23 protein-coding genes are annotated in these 23,820 nt (G+C 34.4%); 4 read left to right on the top strand and 19 right to left on the bottom strand.

From position 1 onward, the window contains the following. Positions 1 to 11 precede the first annotated feature (11 nt). Positions 12 to 191, bottom strand: a complete 180-nt coding sequence (locus NLJ82_RS11125) for a YozD family protein (protein WP_000658451.1) — start codon at positions 189 to 191, stop codon at positions 12 to 14. 149 nt (positions 192 to 340) lie between these two features. Between NLJ82_RS11125 and NLJ82_RS11120 the strand changes: the two genes are divergently transcribed. Continuing rightward, complete coding sequence (locus tag NLJ82_RS11120; RefSeq protein ID WP_000456537.1) at positions 341 to 508, top strand: DUF3930 family protein; 168 nt, start codon at positions 341 to 343, stop codon at positions 506 to 508. A gap of 4 nt (positions 509 to 512) precedes the next feature. On the opposite strand, the gene yodN is transcribed toward NLJ82_RS11120, so the two are convergent. From yodN to NLJ82_RS11070, 10 genes are all read right to left on the bottom strand, one after another. Beyond that, a complete protein-coding gene (yodN, locus tag NLJ82_RS11115; RefSeq protein ID WP_000101501.1) occupies positions 513 to 1,175 on the bottom strand; it encodes a germination protein YodN in 663 nt (220 codons plus the stop codon). A 190-nt stretch (positions 1,176 to 1,365) separates the two neighbouring features. After that, positions 1,366 to 1,581, bottom strand: a complete 216-nt coding sequence (locus NLJ82_RS11110; protein WP_000750724.1) for a YozE family protein — start codon at positions 1,579 to 1,581, stop codon at positions 1,366 to 1,368. Between the two features lie 72 nt (positions 1,582 to 1,653). Next, entirely contained in the window at positions 1,654 to 1,926 is a 273-nt protein-coding gene (locus tag NLJ82_RS11105; RefSeq protein WP_000995764.1) for a YokU family protein, read from the bottom strand. After that, entirely contained in the window at positions 1,923 to 3,344 is a 1,422-nt protein-coding gene (gene kamA, locus NLJ82_RS11100; RefSeq protein ID WP_000902136.1) for a lysine 2,3-aminomutase, read from the bottom strand. Before kamA ends, NLJ82_RS11105 begins: the two co-directional genes overlap by 4 nt. 211 nt (positions 3,345 to 3,555) lie before the next feature. Continuing rightward, positions 3,556 to 4,941 (bottom strand): arginine utilization transcriptional regulator RocR, encoded by a 1,386-nt coding sequence (rocR, locus tag NLJ82_RS11095; protein ID WP_001997445.1) that lies wholly within the window; start codon positions 4,939 to 4,941, stop codon positions 3,556 to 3,558. Between the two features lie 99 nt (positions 4,942 to 5,040). After that, positions 5,041 to 5,886 (bottom strand): putative beta-lysine N-acetyltransferase, encoded by an 846-nt coding sequence (gene ablB, locus NLJ82_RS11090; RefSeq protein WP_000878613.1) that lies wholly within the window; start codon positions 5,884 to 5,886, stop codon positions 5,041 to 5,043. After that, positions 5,883 to 7,151: a peptidase gene (locus NLJ82_RS11085; protein ID WP_000436684.1), complete on the bottom strand. Its 1,269-nt coding sequence runs from the start codon at positions 7,149 to 7,151 to the stop codon at positions 5,883 to 5,885. The genes ablB and NLJ82_RS11085 overlap by 4 nt, the downstream gene beginning before the upstream one ends. 15 nt (positions 7,152 to 7,166) lie before the next feature. After that, positions 7,167 to 7,829, bottom strand: coding sequence for a CoA transferase subunit B (locus tag NLJ82_RS11080; RefSeq protein WP_000525268.1), 663 nt, complete (start codon positions 7,827 to 7,829; stop codon positions 7,167 to 7,169). Next, positions 7,814 to 8,512, bottom strand: coding sequence for an acetate CoA-transferase subunit alpha (gene atoD, locus NLJ82_RS11075; protein WP_000208119.1), 699 nt, complete (start codon positions 8,510 to 8,512; stop codon positions 7,814 to 7,816). Before atoD ends, NLJ82_RS11080 begins: the two co-directional genes overlap by 16 nt. Further along, positions 8,509 to 9,819 carry an aspartate aminotransferase family protein gene (locus NLJ82_RS11070; RefSeq protein ID WP_001205894.1) on the bottom strand — a complete coding sequence of 437 codons (1,311 nt, stop codon included), beginning with the start codon at positions 9,817 to 9,819 and terminating at the stop codon, positions 8,509 to 8,511. Before NLJ82_RS11070 ends, atoD begins: the two co-directional genes overlap by 4 nt. Before the next feature lie 989 nt (positions 9,820 to 10,808). Between NLJ82_RS11070 and NLJ82_RS11065 the strand changes: the two genes are divergently transcribed. Further along, a complete protein-coding gene (locus tag NLJ82_RS11065) occupies positions 10,809 to 11,558 on the top strand; it encodes a DUF4397 domain-containing protein (RefSeq protein ID WP_000083264.1) in 750 nt (249 codons plus the stop codon). Positions 11,559 to 11,591: 33 nt separating this feature from the next. Here the strand turns inward: NLJ82_RS11065 and NLJ82_RS11060 are convergent, their stop codons facing one another. Then, complete coding sequence (locus NLJ82_RS11060) at positions 11,592 to 12,710, bottom strand: BA2291 family sporulation histidine kinase (RefSeq protein WP_254754666.1); 1,119 nt, start codon at positions 12,708 to 12,710, stop codon at positions 11,592 to 11,594. A gap of 245 nt (positions 12,711 to 12,955) precedes the next feature. Here NLJ82_RS11060 and NLJ82_RS11055 point away from each other — a divergent pair, with 245 nt between their 5' ends. Beyond that, the gene (locus NLJ82_RS11055) at positions 12,956 to 13,348 is read left to right on the top strand and encodes a YueI family protein (RefSeq protein ID WP_000247572.1); all 393 of its coding nucleotides are present in this window, start codon (positions 12,956 to 12,958) and stop codon (positions 13,346 to 13,348) included. Positions 13,349 to 13,465: 117 nt separating this feature from the next. Here NLJ82_RS11055 and NLJ82_RS11050 read toward each other — a convergent pair whose 3' ends face one another. Next, on the bottom strand, positions 13,466 to 14,890 hold the full coding sequence (locus tag NLJ82_RS11050) for an aldehyde dehydrogenase family protein (protein WP_088296477.1): 1,425 nt from the start codon (positions 14,888 to 14,890) through the stop codon (positions 13,466 to 13,468). A gap of 133 nt (positions 14,891 to 15,023) precedes the next feature. Continuing rightward, positions 15,024 to 16,379: a hemolysin family protein gene (locus NLJ82_RS11045; RefSeq protein ID WP_012644394.1), complete on the bottom strand. Its 1,356-nt coding sequence runs from the start codon at positions 16,377 to 16,379 to the stop codon at positions 15,024 to 15,026. 353 nt (positions 16,380 to 16,732) lie between these two features. On the opposite strand from NLJ82_RS11045, the gene racA reads away from it, so the two are divergent. Then, positions 16,733 to 17,275: a chromosome-anchoring protein RacA gene (gene racA / locus NLJ82_RS11040; protein WP_000456007.1), complete on the top strand. Its 543-nt coding sequence runs from the start codon at positions 16,733 to 16,735 to the stop codon at positions 17,273 to 17,275. Between the two features lie 95 nt (positions 17,276 to 17,370). Here racA and NLJ82_RS11035 read toward each other — a convergent pair whose 3' ends face one another. From NLJ82_RS11035 to arcD, 5 genes are all read right to left on the bottom strand, one after another. Then, positions 17,371 to 17,967: a hypothetical protein gene (locus NLJ82_RS11035; RefSeq protein WP_000487805.1), complete on the bottom strand. Its 597-nt coding sequence runs from the start codon at positions 17,965 to 17,967 to the stop codon at positions 17,371 to 17,373. A gap of 275 nt (positions 17,968 to 18,242) precedes the next feature. Then, positions 18,243 to 20,093 (bottom strand): hypothetical protein, encoded by a 1,851-nt coding sequence (locus NLJ82_RS11030; protein ID WP_001178629.1) that lies wholly within the window; start codon positions 20,091 to 20,093, stop codon positions 18,243 to 18,245. Further along, positions 20,083 to 21,903, bottom strand: a complete 1,821-nt coding sequence (locus NLJ82_RS11025; protein ID WP_000766184.1) for a DUF8727 domain-containing protein — start codon at positions 21,901 to 21,903, stop codon at positions 20,083 to 20,085. The genes NLJ82_RS11030 and NLJ82_RS11025 overlap by 11 nt, the downstream gene beginning before the upstream one ends. A 106-nt stretch (positions 21,904 to 22,009) precedes the next feature. Next, on the bottom strand, positions 22,010 to 22,270 hold the full coding sequence (locus tag NLJ82_RS11020; RefSeq protein WP_000398575.1) for a hypothetical protein: 261 nt from the start codon (positions 22,268 to 22,270) through the stop codon (positions 22,010 to 22,012). 76 nt (positions 22,271 to 22,346) lie between these two features. After that, entirely contained in the window at positions 22,347 to 23,774 is a 1,428-nt protein-coding gene (arcD, locus tag NLJ82_RS11015; protein ID WP_000129462.1) for an arginine-ornithine antiporter, read from the bottom strand. Between the last annotated feature and the right edge of the window lie 46 nt (positions 23,775 to 23,820).

Below are 23,820 nucleotides of genomic sequence, written 5' to 3'. Positions count from 1 at the left end.
CGTCGTTACTTTCACTCATCCTCTTCATCAAACACTTCATCAATCATACATTTCTCTAATAAATACTCGAATGTAATATCTGCGAGATCTTCAATTTCTTCTCGTTTTGGGACGTATCCTCTTTCAATTAGTTGCTCATAAAAAAACTCCGCAATCTCTTCCGTATCAATTACGACTTCAATTTCCTTCATGAGCATCACTCCTTTATTTCTGTTTTATGAAAAAATCTCAAAAATATGTATATGAGATTAGAAAAATAGTTTTTCTTTTTTATAGGTCATATCCTTTGGACAAGGTGCATACGATGGTAGTACAAGCTATCAAAAAGGGGGATATAATTATGGAATATCAATACGAGGTAAAGCAAGAAGTAGGACAAACAAAAGAAGAGTTCATGCATGAAGATCAATGGGCAGACTCTCTTATTAAATGGCTTTTTATTTTTTTAATAATTGTAGGCATACCTTATACTGCATATGTTGTTGTTCAATTCATTCTCTCTTTCTAGTTAACTATTTTTTCTCTGTCAATTTAACTAAATAATTATGAACAACATCCATAACAATTTTGTATTCTTCATCTTTAAATGTATCAAATAACAATTGATAATCGTTATAAATATCAAGTAATCCATCAATGATTTCTTGACGATTTGTCTTAACACTCACTTTTTTCGAGTTGTTAATTGACTTTAATTTTCCTAAATCTAATTTATTCATACCTGCTTTATCTTGTTTCATTTTCTTCAAAATTGCATTTGCCGTTTGAGCATTGGCAAGTAACGTTAAATCTGACTCATCCGCTTCTAACCATTCACCATCCGTAATTCGTGACAGTTCATATATTGTATCTTCCCATGCGTCATTTTTATATCTCCATACTTCTGTACGAAAACCAACAATTCGAAACACATCTTTATCGTATCCTGTTACTTGCACGAGATCACCAAATGTGAAATTATAGTTTAATTCAATCCACTCAGTTTCACCTTTTTTCATATCTTGCTCTGTAACGTGCTGCAATGTTTGCTCTACGTAAAATCCATCGTGATTATTGACTTCGTATACGTAAACTCCATCTAAAACCTTCATATTTGTGATTTTACCAACGGTTCCATATAGCGTAATCACGACTATGTCCCCTACGTTATATTTAGGTTGCTTTTTCCTTGCCATCTATATCTCTCCTTTTTTTGACGTCGTGATTTTGATAACAGTATATGCAACCTACTTAAAAACGCTTATCACAGAAGCGTATATTCATAAATTTTTTCAATAAAAAATATCATCATATGAAAATTTATTTACAACGTAAAAAAAGCTAGCAAATAGACTAGCTTCATGTCGAAAAAAGTTCATATAGTTTTTATCTATCTTGTATGTATAAATCCCACGCTTCATCAAATATAGACATACTTTCTAGCATTCCACTTAGCTCTAAGTATGAACTAATTTCATCGTAATCTTCAGATTGCTTCGGAAAACTTAAATCATCATACATTGCCTCTGCTAAATTCGATATTTCATTACTAAATAAAGCTGCACGATGCTTCATCATATAGTGGTAAAATGTCTTTTTCAAAAATATTCCCTACCTTTCTAGCTTGGGTACATTATACAAGGCAAAAAAGAAAAAAACCAGCATAAAAGCTGGTTAAAAGTCGAAATAATTTCTTTTTAATAGACGTGGTCTTCCCATTAATTCTTCATATGTTAGTTGTTTTGGTAAGTCTTTCGTATAAATTAGAAACAATTGATCTTCTATTTCTTTCACTGTTTGATCTGATTGATAGTCCATACCACATGAGGAACAAGAAATGCATGGTGTCTCTTGAATTTCAATGGCTTTCGTACCATCTGGTAATTCCCAATATACAGTATTTAAGCTTTCTTTTGCTTCTGTACTGTCACACCACATACAATTCATACTGCATCACCCTCAGTTTTTTTGTCGTTTTCTTCTAATTTAGCCATTTGTGCTTGATATTTTTTATCTTTCAATTGGTCGCGCTTATCACGTTTATCTTTTAATGTTGCATGCGTTTCATTATCCTCATAGTCTTTACGACGGTTCATACGCTGTAAATCGTCTGGAACAAGATTAAATTTCTTATCACTCATAAGGCCTGCGATACCAACATCTGAACGTTTTTCTTCGTAGTTTGGATAAATTTCTTTAAAGTACCCTTCTGCTCTTCCTGGAATGTAGCTTTCTGGCTCTGGATACGTTGTAATAACACCTTCAAAGTTACGAAGTACAACTTTATCTGCACTTTGCGAGATTAAATAGTTTGGTTGAAGCGCAATTTTACCGCCTCCTCCTGGTGCATCAACAACGAATGTTGGTACTGCATAACCAGACGTATGTCCGCGTAAACCTTCAATAATTTCAAGACCTTTAGAAACTGGTGCACGGAAATGACCAATACCTTCAGATAAGTCACATTGATAAATATAATATGGACGTACACGGATTTTTACTAAGTCATGCATTAGTTTTTTCATAATTGGAACACTGTCATTAATACCAGCTAAAATTACTGCTTGGTTTCCGACTGGAACACCAGCATTCGCTAACATTTCACATGCTTTTTTCGATTCTTCAGTAATTTCAATAGATGTATTGAAATGTGTATTTAACCATACTGGATGATATTTTTTAATAATGTTACATAAGTTTTCTGTAATACGCTGCGGGAATACTACCGGCGCTCTCGTTCCGATACGAATAATCTCAACATGCGGAATCTCTCGTAAATTTTTTAATACATATTCTAAAATTTTATCGTTAATAAGAAGACCATCACCACCAGAGATTAATACATCTCGTACTTGTGGTGTTTCACGAATGTAAGCAATTGCATCATCTAATTGTTTCTTCGGCACACCCATTCCAATTTGTCCACTAAAACGACGGCGTGTACAGTAACGACAATACATAGAACATTGATTCGTTACTAAGAATAGTACGCGGTCAGGATAACGATGTGTTAACCCTGGAACTGGTGAATCTTCATCTTCATGAAGCGGATCTTCTAAATCATATTTTGTTTTATATAACTCTTCCGAGATCGGTACAGATTGCATCCGAATCGGACAGCGTGGGTCATCAGGATTCATTAACCAAGCATAGTACGGTGTAATATTTAACGGGATCGTTTTCGTTGAAATTTTAACGCCCTCTTCTTCATCAGGTGTTAAGTTAATCACTTTCTTTAAGTCATCTAACGTTTTGATCGTATTCGTTAATTGCCAAACCCAATCATTCCATTGCTCTTCAGTAACATCTTTCCATAATTCGATATCCTTCCAGTGACGATTTGGTTTGTATACATCATGTAACATTGCTATTCCCCCTTTTTATACGCTCATCCTTTATATAAGCAATAGTTATGCCAACTTTACTTTATTGATAAGTAAACGTACGGATAACCCTATTATATAAGCGAAAAAAATATTTTTAAGCACTGTATGAAATCCATACATACTATCATATTCATTACTTTTTATATATGTAAACGCTCTTTTATTGGTGCAAACACACAAAAACCGCCAATTATTCGGCGGTTTTGTCGTACTTACTCAGTTTATATTGAAGCGTCTGACGAGGGATACCTAACATTTTTGCAGCCTGTAATATATTCCCTTCTGTTTCAATTAACGCTTGATCTATTAATTTTTTTTCCGTTTGATGAAGTGCTTCTCTAAGAGGCAATATGCCCTTCTTCTTTGGAAAACTCTCTTTCCGAAATGTACGCGGTAAACAATTGGCTGTTAATGTATTCCCTTCTGCAATAATGACAGCATGTTCAATCGTATGTTTTAACTCTCGAACATTTCCAGGCCATTGGTAAGCTTGTAATCTTTCTTTCGCTTCCTTATCCATTTGAAGTACACCTTTTTTATAACTTTTATTATATTCTTTCAAAAAATAAGACGCTAACAATAATACATCCTCCGTTCTTTCACGGAGCGGCGGAATATATAATGAAAAGACATTTAATCGATAGTATAAATCAGTGCGAATTTTATTCTCTTTTAAACATATTTCTGGTGGCTGATTCATTGCGGTAATAACGCGAACATCTACTTTTCTCGTCTTATTATCACCAATACGACGAATAACACCATCTTCTAATACACGTAGCATTTTCGCTTGTAAATCGAGTGGCATTGAATTCAGTTCATCTAAAAACAATGTCCCTCCATCTACAAGTTCAAATAATCCCGCTCGTTCAATTGCCCCCGTATAACTACCTTTCGTCGTTCCAAACAATAAACTTTCTAATAGAGACTCTGGCAAAGCTGCACAGTTTTGTGCAATAAACGGCTTGTTCTTCCGCTTAGAGGCTTCATGAATCGCTTGTACAAATAATTCTTTCCCTGTTCCTGTTTCCCCATATATTAAAACATTCGCATCAGTTGGGGCTACTTTTTGTGCTAATTCTTTCGTCTGTTTAAACCGAGCATCATTCGTCACGATCGTCTCAAATGCAACATCCTTTTTGACCGCTTTTTTTCTAGATGACCGCTTTATTTTCGACTGCAAATCGACTATTGTATCGGTAAGTTTTTGTACTGTGGAATAATCTTTTGCAATTTCAACAGCTCCAGCAATATTTCCATCTATGAAAATAGGTAACGTCGTATTTACTGTACAAATGTCTTCCCCATTTAAGTTTTGATAGTGCTGCACTTGATGAACGATTGGCTTTTTTGTATCTAATACTTTCATCAACGTACTTGTTTCCCTAGATAAAGAAGGAAACGCTTCTAACAAATGTTTACCTAACACTTTTTCAATTTTTGATCCATCGTGTTTTGCAGCTACAGTATTATAGAAAATTGTAATACCATTTTCATCTACTGCGTGTATAGCCTCATCAATACTGCCCAAAATCGCCTCAATGACTTCTTGTGTCGAAACTGCTAGCAATGTCATCCCCCCTCTTGCCGAAAATCCAGCAAATACTATGCCGAATTTCCGGCATACCTATGTGCGATTATAAGCATGACGATTCCGTTCTATTTTTATAACGTACTATTTAGACAAATCTTTTACCCATATATTCATATCTTCTAGCTTATCAAAAATGTAGCAATTGTTCGCCAATCTTCCTGTATACGTATAGCCTAACTGATGAAAGGCTGCATTCATTCCGAAAGAAAGCGATCGAGCAATTGTATAAGAACAGAAAATCGATTTTTCTTGAAGTTCTTCTTCTAACTTAATTAATAAACTTTTCATAAACCCATGTTTACGATATTCGGGTAAGGTCGCACAATTCGTTAATTCTGCATTTCCTTCTTTTATATTCATTTCTGCAGACGCTGTACTAATTATTTTCCCCTCGAATTCATACACATAGTAAATTGTATCGTCTTCTTTCATCGTTTGTTTTACATAACTCGCTTCGTTTAAAGGAGTCGGATACACTTCAAATACTTCTCCAAAGACAGCTGCTAATTCTTCTGCGTCCTCTTCTGTCGCTTTTCTTAATAGGAATTTTTCCGGAACTATTTTTTCCTTTACTTCTTTTGCTTTTACACCGCTTAAAATGGTATCTTCCTCAGCCCAATGAATACTATTTCGTCTTTCATCATTATTAAATTTCACGAAGAAGTATGCATCGTGACCTTGAAAATAATGTGGTATTGTTGCTTCTAATAAAAAACCGAAAGAGAGCCATGTTGAAACATGCTCTCCCTTTCCTTTAACAATACATTTAGTGAAAGAATGTTTCTCTGCTAATTCGTCAATTGTTTGGATGATTCTCTCAATATTTCCTGTGTAGTGGTCTACTCGAATACGTTTATTAAAATAGTCCAAAACGCCTTCTACTGTATAGCCATTCGTCTGTTCTCTAAAAGATTCATAGTATTTCATTTTTTCACCTCACACCAATCTAGTAATGTACATGCAATAATTTTTGCGGCAGCTATCATTTTATCAACTTCTATATATTCGTTTGGATAATGCGCTACTTTCGTTTCTCCTGGGCCAAATACTATCGTTGGTACACCTGCGATTTGTGTAAATAAACCTCCATCAGTCCCCCACGGTGATGCTTCAATAATCGGTTTGTTCCCTTCGATTTCAACAAAGTTATGTTCAAGCGTTGTAATTAACTCATGATTTTCTTCTAGTTCACCTGGAACCCATCTTGCTCCAAACCATTCCACTTCTACAGGATTTTCAACAAACCAATTGTCCACATCATTTAATTCAGCGATCCAATTCTCGAACTCTTCTTTTGCTGCCTCTATAGTCTCATTCGGCGCAATACCGCATCTTCCTTCTAAAATTAACGAATCAGGAACAGAACTTGGCCAACTACCGCCTTCAATTTTCCCAATATTAATTGGAATTGGGATCGGGATTCCTTTAAATAATGGATCTGTAATTCGGTCATTTCTCTTCTCTTCCAACTTTCTCAAATGATCTATAACAAACATACTTTTTTCAATTGCACTTACTCCTTCATAACGCGTCCCACCGTGTGCTGCTTTCCCTTTCACATGTAGACGAAACCACATGGATCCTTGTTGTTTCGGGAAAAACTTCATATTTGTTGGCTCCGGAATAATAACACCATCTGCTTTATATCCTCGTAATATAGTTGCTAATGTTCCTGCTCCGCCGCTTTCTTCTTCTATTACACTTTGAAAATAAATATCTCCTTTTAATTCAATACGAGATTCAATAATTGCTTCCATCGCAAGCATTAATGCGACATTTCCGCCCTTCATATCTGTCGTTCCACGACCATATATACGATTTCCTATTTTCTCACCACTATAAGGATGATAGTCCCACTGATTCACATCTCCTTCTGGTACGACATCAATATGCCCATTTAATATCATAGATTTCCCGTCGCCGCTTCCTTTAAGAGTTGCCACAATGTTCGGGCTATCTGCAAAACTTGTACGCGGTGATACAAAATAAGGATGATCTTTCATTTTTGAAAATGAAGGCTCCCATATATCAAGATCTAAACCTAGCTCACGTAATTTTTCAATTACAATTGCCTGCGCACCACTTTCATCACCAGATACGCTCTTTTCTTGAATTAATCGTTTTAAAAATTTTACGCTTTCTTCTTCATGACTCTCAATATAATCACAAACTTGTTTTTTTAATTGCTCCATATATTATATCTCCCCTCATTCAATTACTAGTAAGTTAGAGCCAATTTTAAAATCCGCTTCTGTATGTTTTTTTATATCTTCCACTGTGTATGGGCTCATCAATTCTTGTAAAATAAGTCCATCCTGCGTTACTTCCATTACTGCCATATCCGTAATAATTAAATCTACGCATTTTTTTGAAGTTAATGGTAATGTACACTCCGAAACAATTTTTGCATTTCCGTATTTATCGACATGATTCATCACAACAACGACCTGCTTCGCTTTTTGAGCTAAATCCATTGCTCCTCCAATACCTGGAACACGTTTTCCTGGAACAATCCAGTTTGCTAAATCACCATTCTCGCTTACTTGTAATGAACCAAGAATCGTTATATCTAGTAAACCTTTTCGAATCATCCCAAACGCTGTGCAACTATCAAAATAACTTGCTCCTGTAATAAGAGAAGTTGGCAAACCTGCTGCGTTACATAAATTTTCGTCTTCATTTCCTTTGCTTGGCGTAGGTCCCATACCTACAATTCCATTTTCCGCATGAAACATAACGTTTATATCGTCAGGCAAATGATTCGGTACAAGCGATGGTATACCAATTCCTAAATTTACAATCATACCATTTTGTATTTCTTTCGCTGCACGTCTAGCAATCTTATCTCTCACTTCTACGCCCATACCCATTTCCAATTCACTCCTTCCGACGGTACGATATAATTTACAAATACTCCTGGGACAACAATTTCTTCTGGATCTAAACTTCCCAGTGGAACGATTTCTTCTGCTTCTACAATCGTTATATCCCCGGCCATAGCAACGTGCGGGTTCATGTTACGAGCACTCTTATCAAACACAAGGTTACCGAACGGATCTGCCTTTTTCGCGTATACAATCGCAACCTCAGCAGTTAATGCTGTTTCAACTAAATATGTTTTACCATTCATTTCAACAGTACGTTTTCCCTCTTCTACAATCGTATCAACACCTACATCAACTAATACGCCACCAAGTCCTACACCACCAGCGCGAATACGCTCTGCTAATGTTCCTTGAGGAGAAAACTCAATTTGTAACCTTCCTTCGTTTAGCTGTCTTCCTGCATTTGGATTTGAACCAATATGAGAAGTAATTAATGATTTTACTCTTTCATTCGTAACGAGACGACCGATTCCTACATCAGGAAATCCCGTATCATTTCCAATTAAATTTAAATTTGTAACTCCTTTTTCTAAAATGGCCTGTATTAAAGATGGAGGGGATCCAATCCCCCCAAATCCCCCAAACATTAATGTCATATCATCGTGAAACAAAGAAATTACTTCCTCTATCTCTTTTAATTTACTGAATGTATTCGTAATAGTTGTCATGCGATACTATGCCCTCCTTTTTGCATCATTTCCTCCACACTTTTTGCAAAAATTGAAAGTAATTCATCTAACTCGGAATATGTAGTTGTCATTGGCGGTGCTACAAGCAGTGCGCTATCTTCTTTTCCTGCTTGCCCTGAAACAGCTTGGTATAAAAGAAGACCATTTTTAGCTGCAACCGAAATAAGTTCCGACGCTTTTGTAAACGGTTGCAATTCTACTCCAATCAGCAATCCTTTTCCACGCACATCAGCAATGATTGTCGATTGTTGCTGAACTTTCTGTAATCCTTTTATTAAATACTCTCCCTTTTCCGCTGTTTTTTCAGGTAGATTATGTTTCTCCATATATTCAATAACAGCTAGAGCTGTTGCTGCAGATAATGGATTTGCACTTAACGTATGCCCACTCATAACAGAACGCGATCCTCGTAAAATCGGCTCCATAACACGGTCGCTTACAACCGTCGCTGCCATCGGTGTGTATCCAGCTCCTAAACCTTTACCAAGGGTCATAATATCCGGTTCTACACCCCAATGCTCCATCGCAAACCATGCACCAGTACGCCCAAGCCCAGTCATCACTTCATCAGCAATAAATAAAATATCGTAATGACTACAAATGTCTTTAATAACTTTATAATATTCTTTCGGCGGAACGACTGCACCTCCAGCTGCTCCAATAATCGGTTCAGCAATAAAAGCCGCAATATGTTCTGCTCCAATCCTTTCAATTGATCTTTCTAGTTCAGTCGCACAAGCAAGCTGACAAGTTGGATATACCTTTTGTACCGGACATCTAAAACAATATGGAGCTGGAATAGTTGGATAATCTTCTAAAATTGACACGAAACGTTGTCTACGCAGTGGATGCCCAGACATTGATAAGGCTCCCATCGTAATACCGTGATAACTCATCCATCGTGACAATATTTTATGTTTCCCTTGAATACCTCGCTCTTGAAAATGCTGAATTGCAATTTTCATAGCTGTTTCATTTGCTTCCGTACCACTATTTACAAAAAAGCTCCAGTTCAAATCTCCTACACTTAAATCGCTTAGTTTCTTAGCTAATTTTTCAGCTGGTTCACTCGTAAACTGTGATCTATAAACGAAAGCAATCTCCTCAGCTTGCTTTTTGATAACGTCCGCAATCTCCTTTACGCCATGCCCAATACCTGCCGTAATTGCTCCTGACGAGCCATCAAAATATTTATTTCCGTTTTGATCATACAAATAGACACCTTTTCCATGTGAAATCATTGGATACGGCTGACCAACAAGTGGTTTAATTAAGTAATCGCGCATAGCGCTCCCCCATTTCTCCAATTTGTATATATATATGAAGAAAATTGACGTTTCTTTCATAAAAAAGAACCCTCTGCGAAAGCAGTGAATTTATCAAAAAACTATTATAAAATATACAAATGAGTGCTAAATACCAATTTTAAAAACAGAAAATTCAGAACTTAATTCGAAGACCAACCCTTATCTATACGCTCAAATAACCCTCCCTTATATAAAATTAATGCTTCACTAAATGTTTTTCTAACATAATGTCAGCTTCCCTCAAATGCCGACATTGTGTAAACTTCGACGAAACTCCCTTTAAACTCCTTCCTGTTCTCCTACTTTATATTGCATATTTTTAAACAAAACTCGACAATTAATCCTACTAAATGCATAGCAATTATTTTAAAGAAATCAATATTTCACATACAACTCCATCCGTTTTATACAATAAAAAAAGAACCGATTAACCACATTAATCAGTTCGGCACGACGCTCTTTTATCAGTTAATACCGTCACTTGCTAACATAAATAGAAACAATAGTATTACAAAATCACAATTCATCCTACAGTATAAAGCACAAAACCGTCCATAACTCCATTCGCAATTCCTTGCGGGATATCCCCATCCCAACGTTTCATTCCTTTCCTTAATTTCAAACTACCTTTCCTTTATAATTTATGTAGGACAATTATTACTTTGTATGTGTATTTGCCCATAATTAAAAAAATCCCTAGTTTCCTAAGCGTTTTAGGACATGGTTTCGACATGTCACGTGTTATGCTCTCAAATTTTTCATTTCGAAATACACACTTCCTCAGCCAATATGGATGATATATTTTTGTATCCTCTAGAAAATTATAACTCTCGTTCACCTAAACTTAACTTATCCTTAAAAAATACTTATTATTAATTTTCAACCTTTCTCCTTTAAAAAACAATTTTTTCGCATAACCTCATTCTTGCTAAGCATATAGTTTTAATGATGACAAAGGAGGAATGTTCATGTCTCAATCTGAAATCGAAAAATATGGACAAGAAGCTGCACGTTACGAACAGCTCGCTCGTTACTATCAATTTCATAATCCAAAAAAATATGTAGAACTATATATGAAATATTATGATGCGCTTACGAATCTTGTACAGGCATACGAAAAAAGAAATTCACAAGAAGCTGCTTTACCATCGCACATAAGATTTTTTCACTCTGCTTCAAATACACCTGCCGTTGACATTTTAGTAAACGGGCAAAAGGTTATTAAAAATATTTCATTTAAACAATTTAGTCCTTATTTAACATTAGTACAAGGTAAGTACCGAATAGATATCGTTCCTGTTGGAAATGAAACGCCCATCTTTTCAGCTTTAGTACCAATAATGGGAAATCACACTTATACTTTTGCCGCAATAAATAGTGATAATCATCTACAATTACAACCTATGCTTGATAATACTCATTTACCAGCAGGCCAGGCAAAAATACGCTTTGCGCACTTTTCTCCCGATACCCCTGTTGTAAATGTAAGTTTAAAAGGTGGCGATCATTTATTTGAAAATGTACTCTTTAAACAAATAACAGATTTTTTAGAAGTTAGCCCTGGTACAGCGGATATTGAAGTTTCACTCGCAGATAATCAAAATGTCTTGCTAACTATACCGGATTTCAAAGTCGAACCAAACATTATTTATACAATTTCAATTTTAGGTTATTCATCGAAAGACCCTAAATTAGAAGCCGTTATACTTACGAATTAAAACAGTCTACACCATTTATTTGGTGTAGACTGTTTATTTTTGAAATGCAATTTGAAATTCTGTCCAATCGTTATCTGAACGACACATGATGGACCCATTATGTTTTTCTACAATTTGTTTACATACAAATAACCCAATACCAGTTCCTAACTTTTTAGTAGTTACAAATGGTTCAAAAATCGTTTCTACATTTTCAGCTGGAATCATTGGCCCGTTATTTTTTATTACGATTCGAATCGATTGATCTTCTTCAAATACATCAATGATAATTTTTCGTTCTTCCTTCATGGATTCAAGAGCGTCAATTGAGTTCATTAATATATTTAAAAATACTTGTCTCACTTCACTCCGATAACCAGTAAGCGGAATTGGATATGGCAAATTCTTTTCAATCGAAACATTTGCATTAACCAAACTTGGATATAAGAACTGTATTATGTCTTGAAACAAGTCATTTAGCCAAAATCGTTCAGATTCAGTCCACATTTCTTTTTTCGATACGAGCAAAAATTGCGAAATACGAAAATTCAATTGGTCTAATTCATGAGAAATAATATCTAAATACGATAAACTAGGATGGTCTGCCTTTAATAATTTGACAAACCCCATAATGGAAGTAAGCCGATTACGAAATTCATGTACAAAACTAGCTGACATTTGCCCTAAAATCGTCAGCCTTTCTTTATGTGTTTCGTTAATATATTGCTGTTTTTCCTCTAAATTTCTTGATATAATTTCCGAGTATTTTAAAACAGTGTAATAAATTAATTTGTCAAAACAAGTATGTATTTGGGCCATAATTGGTTTCAATTCACGTGCACTAACATCTAATTCACACATCGCTTCGAAAAGCTCATTTCTTCCTACATTTGCATTATAAACAAAATCACCTATATTCGCATCTGCTCCTGCACGTTCAATAGCAATTTTCTCGCATAATGGCTGAAGATAATTTATATCTTTTTCTTCCATAGTAAGTTCAATAATAAACTCTAATAAATCCTCTCCATTTTGAACTGCTTCTAGTCTAAATGGATCTTTATCGGAAATTATCATTTTGTTTTTCCAGTTCTCAACGAATTGGTGCCTGTTGTTTTTCAAGTGCGAACAAAATACTTCTTTAATATCCTTATCGATTGGAAAAACCTCCATTCCTCCATTTCCATGCGACGAACACCCTTTATATTTTGAATATTAACACAAAAAACATGATTCGTTAATAGATTATTGTCACATTTTGTTAATATGTGTTGATAAAATTTTTATAACTTTATTAATTGTTTAGATTGTTACATTCCATTTTCCTTCCTTTCATTCAAATTTTTTATATTCGATGCGACTTTTTTTGCATCCTGCTTCATTCTTTCGTACAATAGAAAAGGAAAGGTGTGAAAAATATGGTAAATAAAAATGTGGAAGATTATCTCCAAGAAGGCATTTACGGCCAAAAGCAAAACAAACCAGAAGAACGTAATATGTATTTAACTACATTACGTGAGCGTGTAGAAATCGCTTTAACTATCGGTCAAGTAATGCAAAGTAATGTATATTCTGAAGTAGCTAGTAGCATGCGCTCTTCTCAATCATTACAAATATTCCTAAATGGTGGCATTGCTTACCCACATTTATCAAAATACATTAAATTAGCGAACGAAAAAAATGTTCCTTTTACAATTGTTCAAAATAAAGGTACAGAAACACCAATCGGTTTAGTATTATCTCATAGCACTGCTGTCGACAAAGAACAAATTTATGTAGAAGATGCTATTTTCAAACAAGAAATGAAGTAAAAGGTACACTTGATTAAATGAAATCATTCTAAGAAACGTCAAATAAACAAAAAAAAACGAGTATGGAATCGTAAACATTTCCTACTCGTTTTTTTCGATGTTTAAGTTCTAGTTCCTTTATTTTTTAATACACACTAATTTCATTTCTGTCATTTCTTCGATTGCATATTTAATTCCTTCACGCCCCGTACCACTTTCTTTCACACCCCCGTAAGGCATATGGTCTACTCTGAACGTTGGAATATCATTTATCATGACACCACCAACTTCAAGCTCATCAATTGCACGCATAGCTTTAAACAAATTATTTGTAAATACACCTGCCTGTAGACCGTAACGTGAATGATTTACTTGCTCTATAGCCTCATCAAATTCTTTAAATGTATTTACTGTCATAAGTGGACCGAACACTTCTTGGCACTGTACAGATACATGCTCTGGAACATTCGTTAATACAGTTGGTTCAAAAATCCTTTCATCACGTTTGTTACCACCATACAAAACGTTCGCTCCTTCTTTAACTGCTTCTTGCACCCAGTTATCGATACGCTCGACATCTTTTTTCGAAATTAAAGCTGATACATCCGTTTCCTCAAGCAACGGATCACCAACAACAACTGTTTCCATCGCTTTCTGTAACTTAGATAAAAATTCATCCATTCTCTCTTCATGTACAAAAACGCGTTGTACCGAAATACAAACTTGTCCATTATTAACAAATGCTCCCCATTTTACTCGTTCAATTAATTCATCTGTTAATTCAACATCTTCATCAATAATAACAGCGGCATTCGATCCTAGTTCTAACGTAACTCGCTTTAACCCAGCCTTTGCCTTAATTCCAAGTCCAACTTTCGGACTTCCCGTAAAAGTAATGGAAGCAACATCATCATTTGTAACTATTGCTTCGCCTACAGTTGAACCAGGACCAGAAACAATATTTAAAGCCCCTTTTGGCAATCCTGCTTCTTCAAATAGTTCAACTAATGCATAAGATGATAGAGGCGTTTGATCAGCTGGTTTTAATACAACTGTATTTCCAGCAGCAATTGCGGGGCCCACTTTATGTGCCACTAAATTTAATGGAAAATTAAATGGTGTAATAGCTCCTATAACCCCAATCGGTTTTCGTATTGTGTATGCAATACGCCCATCTGCACCAGGTGCCGCATCAAGTGGCAGTGTCTCACCGTATATACGCTTCGCTTCTTCAGCTGCAAATTTGTATGTCTGAACGGTACGATCTACTTCCCCCCTTGCAGCACGTATTGGTTTTGCAGCCTCTTTTGCAATAATTTCTGCAAATTCTTCTCTTCTTTCATCCATTTTTTGTGCGACTTTCTCTAAAATAGTCGCTCGATCATATGCAGATAATGTATTCATTTCTTTCATTGCATTTTTTGCGGCAGTAACAGCCTCTTTTACATCTTCTTCCGTTCCTTGCGCAATTTCCGCTAATGTTTCTTCAGAGTATGGTGCGTATAATGGTTTATACGTGTTTACAGACTTCCAATCTCCATTTATATATAAATGCTTTTTCATAATTCTTCCCCTTTCAAATATATGTATACAACAATACTTCACCTAGTGAAAGGTCTGACTTATTTCATTGTAACATAGCCCTTATTCTGCCAAAAACATTATGCTCAAAAAAAACTCTGCCATCTAGCAGAGTCTACGAACTAATTTGTTCTTGTAATGAAATTTGTTTTTCATCTTCTAAAATAACAATTGATTCTACAGTTTTTGTAACTTCTAGTCTCTTTATATAGTGTCCATCTAATTCTTTTACGCAAAACTTATAATTTTCGATTTCAATGAAATCCTCTTCGGCAATTTCTATATTCTTCGTTAAAATCCATCCACCTATTGTGTCAACACCATTATCATCAATCGTTAAACCTAATAACGTATTTACTTCACTAACAAGTACTTTTCCCTCTAGTATTGTTTTCGTTTCACTAACTTGTTGAATTTCTGGCTGTTCATCTGTATCAAACTCATCTTGAATATCTCCAACTATTTCTTCTAAAATGTCTTCAACAGTAACAAGTCCAGACGTACCACCATATTCATCTATCAATATAGCAATATGTGTTCTTTCTTTTTGCATTTTTAAAAATAAGTCGTGTATTGGGATAGAGTCGATAACTAAAATAATCGGCCTAATATATTGCTCTACTTTCTTATTACTAACCGCATTATGCTGCACAAAATCTGTGAAAATATCTTTAAAATTCACAAAGCCTATTACGTGATCTTTGTCGCCATCAACAACTGGATATCTCGTATATTTTTCCCGAGACATTTTTTGCAACGCTTCTTCAGCAAGCATTTCTTTACTTATAATATGCATCTCAGTTCGGGGTACCATTATCTCTTTTGCTATACGATCATCAAATTCAAAGATTTTATTTACATATTTATATTCAGACTGATTAATCTCTCCATTTTTGTAACTTTCTGAAACTAATAACCGTAATTCTTCTTCTGAATGAACTTCATCGTGCCCTTTCGGTGGTTTCAGCCCTAGCAACTTCGTAATTATTCGGGCTGATCCATTTAATAGCCAAATAAATGGAAACGCCATACGATAAAAGAAAGTTAACGGTTTAGCAACAAATAAACTCACCTGTTCAGCTTTTTGAATCGCAAATGTTTTTGGAGCCAATTCCCCTATTACAACATGCAAAAATGTAATAAACAAAAACACTAAAATTACAGCAAAAATATCTGCTAGTTGAGTAGAAATGTTCAAATTCACAAAAAATGTGTCAAACATTTGCTTTAACGCAGGTTTACCGAACCACCCAATTCCCAGTGCTGTAACTGTTATTCCTAGCTGACAAGCAGATAAATATTCGTCTAAGTTTGTAATGACTGTTTTGACAGATGTTGCGCGATTATTTCCTTCTGCAATTAAATAGTCAATTCTTGAACTTCGCACTTTAACAATTGCAAATTCTGCTGCAACGAAAAATGCCGTTAAGGCAATTAAAACAATCACTATACTTATACTATATATGTCCAAATACTTTTCCTTACTTACATTGTAAGCAAGGAAGCCACCTCCTACTTAATTTTATTCAAGTGAAGTAAGCATTCTAATACTCTAACAAAATTCTACATTAGCAACCACCTTTTTATATATTATATGCATACATAAAAAAGATATTTATCATTATGATAATCTAATTCATTTCCCTCAGTCAAATGATTCTAAATTTCAAGATAAAAACTTTTATATTCACGATATATTCTTCCTAGCTTCATTTCGTGAAAAAACACTTTCTTTGCCGATTCCACACTTCTTTTGTCACACTGGAAGGGAACTTACTTCATAGATCGAAATCATTCAACAGGATATATATAGGAGGGATTATTTTGGAATATAAAACACCATTTATCGCAAAAAAATTAGGTGTTAGCCCAAAGGCTGTTGTCCGGATTGCACAACAATTAAATCTTACTATAGAAAAAAATAAATATGGTCACTTTATTTTTACACAAGATGATTTAGACCAAATGTTAGAATACCATCTTTCACAAATAGAGAAGTCCCAAAACACTCACCCTACTCAAAAAACATCATCAAATGATGTTGAAGAATTGAAAACTCAAGTAAATACAATTGTTCAAAACATATCATCACATGATTTTGAGCAATTAACCGCTCAATTAAACACAATTACGAGAAGACTAGATCGAATGGAAGAACAAATGCAAGATAAGGCAAATGATGTTGTTACGTACCAACTTTTACAACATCGCCGTGAAATGGAGGAAATGTTAGAGCGAATTCAAAAACTAGAAGCTACCCTCAAGAAAGAAGAACCAATCTATATTACTCCCGATACAAAGCCAATATATGAACGTGAAAAGAAACCGAAGCGCCGTAAAATGATTTTTAGTATATTTGGATTATAATTTTTAGACCCTTATTAAAATAATAAGGGTCTTTTTCATGAAGAATAATTTCATTTTAAAATCGCATTCTCTTTATTATACATATTCATTTCGTTTTATTTGGTTAACATAATATTCTTACTGTATTCTGCGATTAATGCCTGTGCATGGGCATTTCCTTGAATTACATCTCGAAATTCTTTTAAAGAATACAAATGCGTAGCCCCTTTTCGGGCATGAATTCGTACTGGTACACCTTGTAAAGTATCATGAAATTGAAATGGCTTATCTATCGGTTCAATTGGGAAACCGAGTGTTAATAAATACATATACATTCTTTTTGTAACCGCTGCGATATACCATTCTGCTTTTGTTTCTAATGCATGCATAAATAAAATAGCTGTTAGTCTTTTGAAGTGTCCTCTCCCACGAGACGTTTTCGCAATACTTAACTTGCCTATTTCATATACATTTTGCAAATCTTTCACTAAATCATTTTTAGAAAACGGATAGAAAAACTCAGAATTTGATTGTTCTGGTACCGTATACTTCATACATTCTACTGTACCGATATGATGTTCATCTTCTATTAATAAAAATCGTGATGGATTTAAATTACGTTCTACGAACATTAAGTTTCTTTCTTCACAAAAATCTCCCCATAGTTGCTCGAACCAAAAATGTTCTTCCTTTGTTTGAACACGCTGGAACATATTTCCCCGCCTTTCCCATCGCCGCTCTGTTTTTGATAACGCTTTCACTATCTATCATATAAGAACAAATCTTCGTATGCAACTAAAAATATTTATGACTTATTATATTCTGCAAAACGAATTAAATTCCATCATAATCATCTCTTATCCCTCATGTACCATCCTTCTCACAATATATTTATATTACTTGCAAATTCATATCGTATGAAGCCGTCTCCCCTACTGCATATAATTCTTCTTAATCTAAAGAAATCCTTTATAAAAAAGGATTTCTTTTACTTCTTCATGCTTTTTAACCACTTCTCAAAAATTTGTACCATTCCATGTTTTCCAGCTAATTTCTCTTCCCCTTGCTTTGTTTTATATGGATATAATTGTAAGAAGATACCACAACCAGACTCAATTTTTTTACTATGCATATGACTTCCTGGATATACACAAATGACTTCATAAATGGCCCTTCGATGATAGACTCGCTTTCCATCCTGTTCTTCTACAAATTTTATAGACCAGTACTTATACATTTGCTCAGTTGCTTTCGTATTCCCAACGTGCTGAAAAATATTGTACATTGGGCTATACTTCACTTCAATAATAATAGAAGATTGATAGACGTATTTCTCTTCCCCCTTTACATAACAGTCTAATCGAATATCTGGCTTCTTCGTATCTTCTCCATTATAAAAATTACTCCCTTTACTTAATGCAATAAGAGGATTTGTCTCAATTAAATCATTAAATGCGACATGGACTTTCATATCATCTCGATGTAAAACTACTGTCGTTCCATCTTGTAATCCATCTACATAAAAATGTTCTTGTATTTGTTCACGAATGGAATTTCTAGCTTCAAAACCAATTTGCTCTAACATGGAAATAACGATAAAAAAAGCGTAATATTCATACACTAAAAAAGTTGGTTTATAAACAAATAATAAAGATGGAGATTGATCTGTATATTGTGGGAGTAAATCTAAATGCTGTAGTAATTGTTGATGTGGTATCGGTAAATTATGTGCGTTCATTCTACCCGTTTCAGAAACTTCTCTCCAAAATGGAGAATGCATTAAAGTTTGAAAGTATTGTACACTATCATGTACGAAATGCGCTAAAATTTTATATTCTTGTATCTTCATAGAACTTTTTCGTAAATCCGCCTCTTTTAGTAAATGTATATTTTTATATTTTTGTTTCTCTCTATCGGTCACTGATCCATTACGCTCAATTGTTTGTATAATCGTTTTTACAGCTTGAAATTCTTCTGATTTCTTCTTTTTTTCTCTTTCTAATATTTCAATTGTTTGACGCAAAAAACTTTCGGCTTCAAGTAAATAAAGATAAAATTGCATCGCTTTAAATTTAAGAAATGCATTTTCTATACTATTTTTTTGTTCGATAAACTTACGATTATAATATTTTGCGTACGGTTTTCTTTCCGCCACTACCGCTCCTTTCCTCGTTACTTTCCGCTCCTTTTCTTCCCATTTATATTCATGTATAAATTTTGAACTCGATTCTATTTTCTTAAAAATTTGCTTTATCTTTTTCATTTTTTGCGGCAACTTTCTAAGTAACACTAGATAAGAAGAATCTTCAATATCGCTAAGTGCAGAGAAAGTCTTTTTATAATAACCTCTATCTAAAATCAACTCATTTAAAATTGACTTCACATAGTTTTGAATCATTTCAAATTGATCATCAAAAAAATTTTTGGGGACGACTTGAAAAGCGCCATAATACGTTCGATCTTCTATATTCACTTCAAAATGATATAAACCACAACGCCATGGATAAAAGAATTCCGTTTTTCCATGTTCATATATTAATACCTTTTGTTTTTTTTCATTTATTTCATATTTTGTCTCTTTTATATTTTTCTGTCCCTCATATACTTTATTCCATATAAAAGTAATATTCATTGGATTTTCATAATGGTATTGCAATCTAATTGGTTTTAATTCTTGCACTTTATAAATACATTGAGCTAATGCTGTTGCAGAGGTACAAAGACGATTTAATAAAATATATTCTCCTTTTGACTCCGTTCCAATAATTAACTTTAATACAAAAGGAAGCATTTCTTTCGTATCAACGATTTCTGTTTCGTATCGCCCATCATTTTGCATAACCATACAACTCCAGTTCTCTACGCTTTTCTCTTATATATGCTAAAGAGTGTTCAAATGTAGATACTCTGTTTGCAAGTGGAGATTGCAAAAGAGGTACTAATGTTGCCCCCCTTTTTACTTCCTCTGAAAGTAAAGACCCAACCATCATTTCAGTCCCTCTTATTTTCGTCAATACACGTTGCTTTATTTGTAAATCAAATCCTTCCTCTCTACTAATCATATAAGAATGATTATTTTGGAACGGTATATTTTGCAAATAAGTAGCAATTGCATTTGCACATCGAAAAGAAATTCCCTTTGACGTATCGTGTGATGACAATACACCATGTAACTTATCTAATAGCTCTAACTCTTCTTCAGAAAACACCTCAATCATCGTTTTATTCCTGACCCAATTTATGCGAAATTCTCCTGCAGTTACTTTCAGAGGTGGTTGTAATACAACTTTCTCTTGCTCCATACACATCTCACAAAACGGAATCTTTCGTAAAGTTATTACATTCGTCCGATCTAATAATCGATCTGAGAGCTCCTTCGTTGTTTCATCAAAATTCACAGTACCAACAAATATAATATTTTCTCCAATTTCAATTGTTGGCGGAATTGAATTTTCTTTTTCTTGCACACCTTCATATATATTTAAAATACGATTTTGTTTTTCAAGTTGAAGAACAGATAGAAATGGAGTAAACCAATGCTCAATATGTGACATATTCATTTCATCAAAAACGATTATATACAGCTGATTTTGATTTTCTTTTGCCTTCATTAACGCCCTAACTAATTTTGTTTCACTTTCAATAAAAGTACCATTTGGATGAAGGTAACCAAGTAAATCATGTGGTTCTTGATATGATGATGAAATCGGGATCCAAACCAATTCTTCCCCGTATTGTAATCCAAGTGCTTCTGCATAAGCTTGCACAAAACGTGATTTTCCAGCACCTGGTATCCCCCCCAGAATCGTCAACATATTTGTTTTTGTACTTATATGAAAGTTATAAATATCTGTTTCATCCAGATATAGCCCTTTATTACGTACAAAACTTTTCACATACTGTAAAAAGACGGATTCACGCTCATCCCATTCCCATTCATCCTTTTGCACTTTTATTTCCTCTACCTCTACAAGCTTACCTTCTTCAGTTATTCGTTTTTTTAATTGCTCATACACATGATTGCTTACAAAATATAATTGATCTTCTACCGCTATTTCTACATACTTCATCCAGTCATTAAGTTCTATATACTTACATTCCCGCTGCTGTTCAAAATATGCGATTGAACTAATTGACGATGACTTTAAAGATATATTTCCATATAACCTTCCCTCATGCCACAATAACTCAGGGGGCTCAAAGTCTTTCGGATATTTTGGCATTAGAAATGACAAATAACCATTACTAAGTTTTCTTTCTAAAGACTCTCCCTTTTTATAATCGGAAACTTTAGGTACTGGAATCATTTTATAACCGTTTGCTATTTCTCGCGCTTCTTCTGTACAAATTAACTCCACGTATATATGTCCTCTTTCATAATAGAGACGAAACATAATCAATTGCTTTTCTAGTTTTCTTTTCTTTAATTCCGAAAAGACTTTTTCATTCTTTTTATTGCTACATAAACCTTCAAATACATATGGTTCATTTTTCAATTGCTCTTGCAATGTGAATGGTATTGGCGATAGGCATTGTACAAAGAAATTCTCTCCACTCTTCTCACTCTCTGCTTTTGTAAACTTCCCAATAAACCTCATATAGTACATTCGTTTTATAAAACTTGGCTGAAGAGCTTTATGTAATTTCACCTTCGTCACCTTCTTTTTTTCATACTATTCTTAGTGTATGAAAGAAACGCAAAACTAGAAACAAAAAACCTGACGTTATCCGCCAGGTTCAAAATGAAATCGTATATTAATGAGATGGAAATGCGTTTTTCTCTTGTAAGATGGCATTATGAGCAATTTTCATTTTAGCAAGTACATATCGTAAACGATCTTCAGCGTTTTCATCTTTATGTTGCTGTAATTCCGCCAAATTCTCTACCGCACTCGCTAAATTTTCAATCACTCCTCGCAGTTCAGGATGATGATTAAAAAAAGATTCTTGCACTAACACTTTCCTTACTTCACTCGCTAAATCAATAATTCTGTTCAACTGTTCTTTTCCTTCCATTTTCATCCCTCCTGAATATCTTATGTATTAAATATTCTATAGACAAAGAAAAAAGCCCTTTAAATGAAAAGGACTTTTACATTTTTATATTTCCAGTCAATAACATATAAAGAGATGTAACAGCTGCTACGACAATTGCCCACATTACATATCTCTCTATACGAGTAAAACAACGATTTCCTTTTTCTTTTCTTGCGTACACATAAACAATGATCCCAATTCCGTATACGATTGAAACGAGCAATAAATTCTTCAAACCAGCTGCATAAATAAGCCATATAGAGTAAAGTGAAGCAATTAAAGCTAGCGAACCATTTTTCACTTTTGCATCTTTTAGTTCATTTGTAATCACTAATTTGAATTGGAATAACGCTGATAATAAATATGGTACTAAAATTGATGTTGACGCTATGAAATACATAATTTGATATGTTGACTCTGAAAACAGAACGATTATAAATATAACTTGGGCAACGCCATTTGAGATCCATAATGCCATATGCGGTGTTTGTTTTTTATTTGTTTTCGTAAAGACTTTCGGAAACACGCCATCTTTTCCTGCTACATGGGAAATTTCAGAAACAAGTAAAAACCAACCTATTAATGTACCTACAAGTGAAGCAACTAACCCGATGTTAATCGCTACTGCGCCCCACGTCCCAACAACATGTTCTAATACATGTCCCATTGACGGCGTTTCTAAAACAGAAAGTTCTCCTCTTGTCATCGCTCCCATTGACAAGACAGAAATTAAAATATAAATAGACATTACTAAAATAAGTCCTAATACTGTCGCTTTACCGACGTCTCGACTATTTTTCGCTCTTCCAGATAATACTACCGCTCCTTCAACCCCGATGAAAACCCAAAGAGTTACAAGCATTGTATTCTTCACTTGACCAAGTATAGAGGAAACTGAAATAGTTCCTTCTCCCCAAAAATCATGTGTAAATGTATCCCAGCGAAACGCTGTTACCATTACAACAATAAATAATACGATTGGTACCAATTTCCCTATTGTTGCAATCACATTCATAATAGATGCTTCACGAATGCCAAATAAAATTAGAAAATGAAGTGTCCATAATAAAAGTGATGCTCCTACGATAGACGCAACACTATTTCCACCTTTAAAAATGGGGAAGAAATAACCTAATGTACTAAACAGTAACATGATTGTTGCAACGTTTCCTAAAATTCCTGCTAACCAGTATCCCCAAGCACTGTTAAATCCGATATATTCACCGAAACCAGCACGTGCATAACTATAAATCCCGCCCTCAAGCTCTGGTTTCTTTCTTGCTAACGTTTGATATACGAGCGCGAGTGGAATCATTCCCATCGCTGTAATACACCAGCCAATTATGATAGAGCCGCTATTTGCTCCTACTGCTAAATCATGCGGTAAACTAAAAACACCGCCACCAACCATTGTTCCGACTACTAATGCAATTAATGGAAAAAATCCTAACTTCTTTTCTATTTGTACCACCCCATCTGTCATTCTAGGTGTTATGTTCGTTCAACTATTAAAGTCACCTTTTTCTCTA

It is taken from the genome of Bacillus paranthracis, from assembly GCF_024296885.1.
Lineage (GTDB): Bacteria > Bacillota > Bacilli > Bacillales > Bacillaceae_G > Bacillus_A > Bacillus_A paranthracis.
Note: the sequence above shows the minus strand (reverse complement) of the source record. Positions and strands in the feature narration are given on the sequence as shown.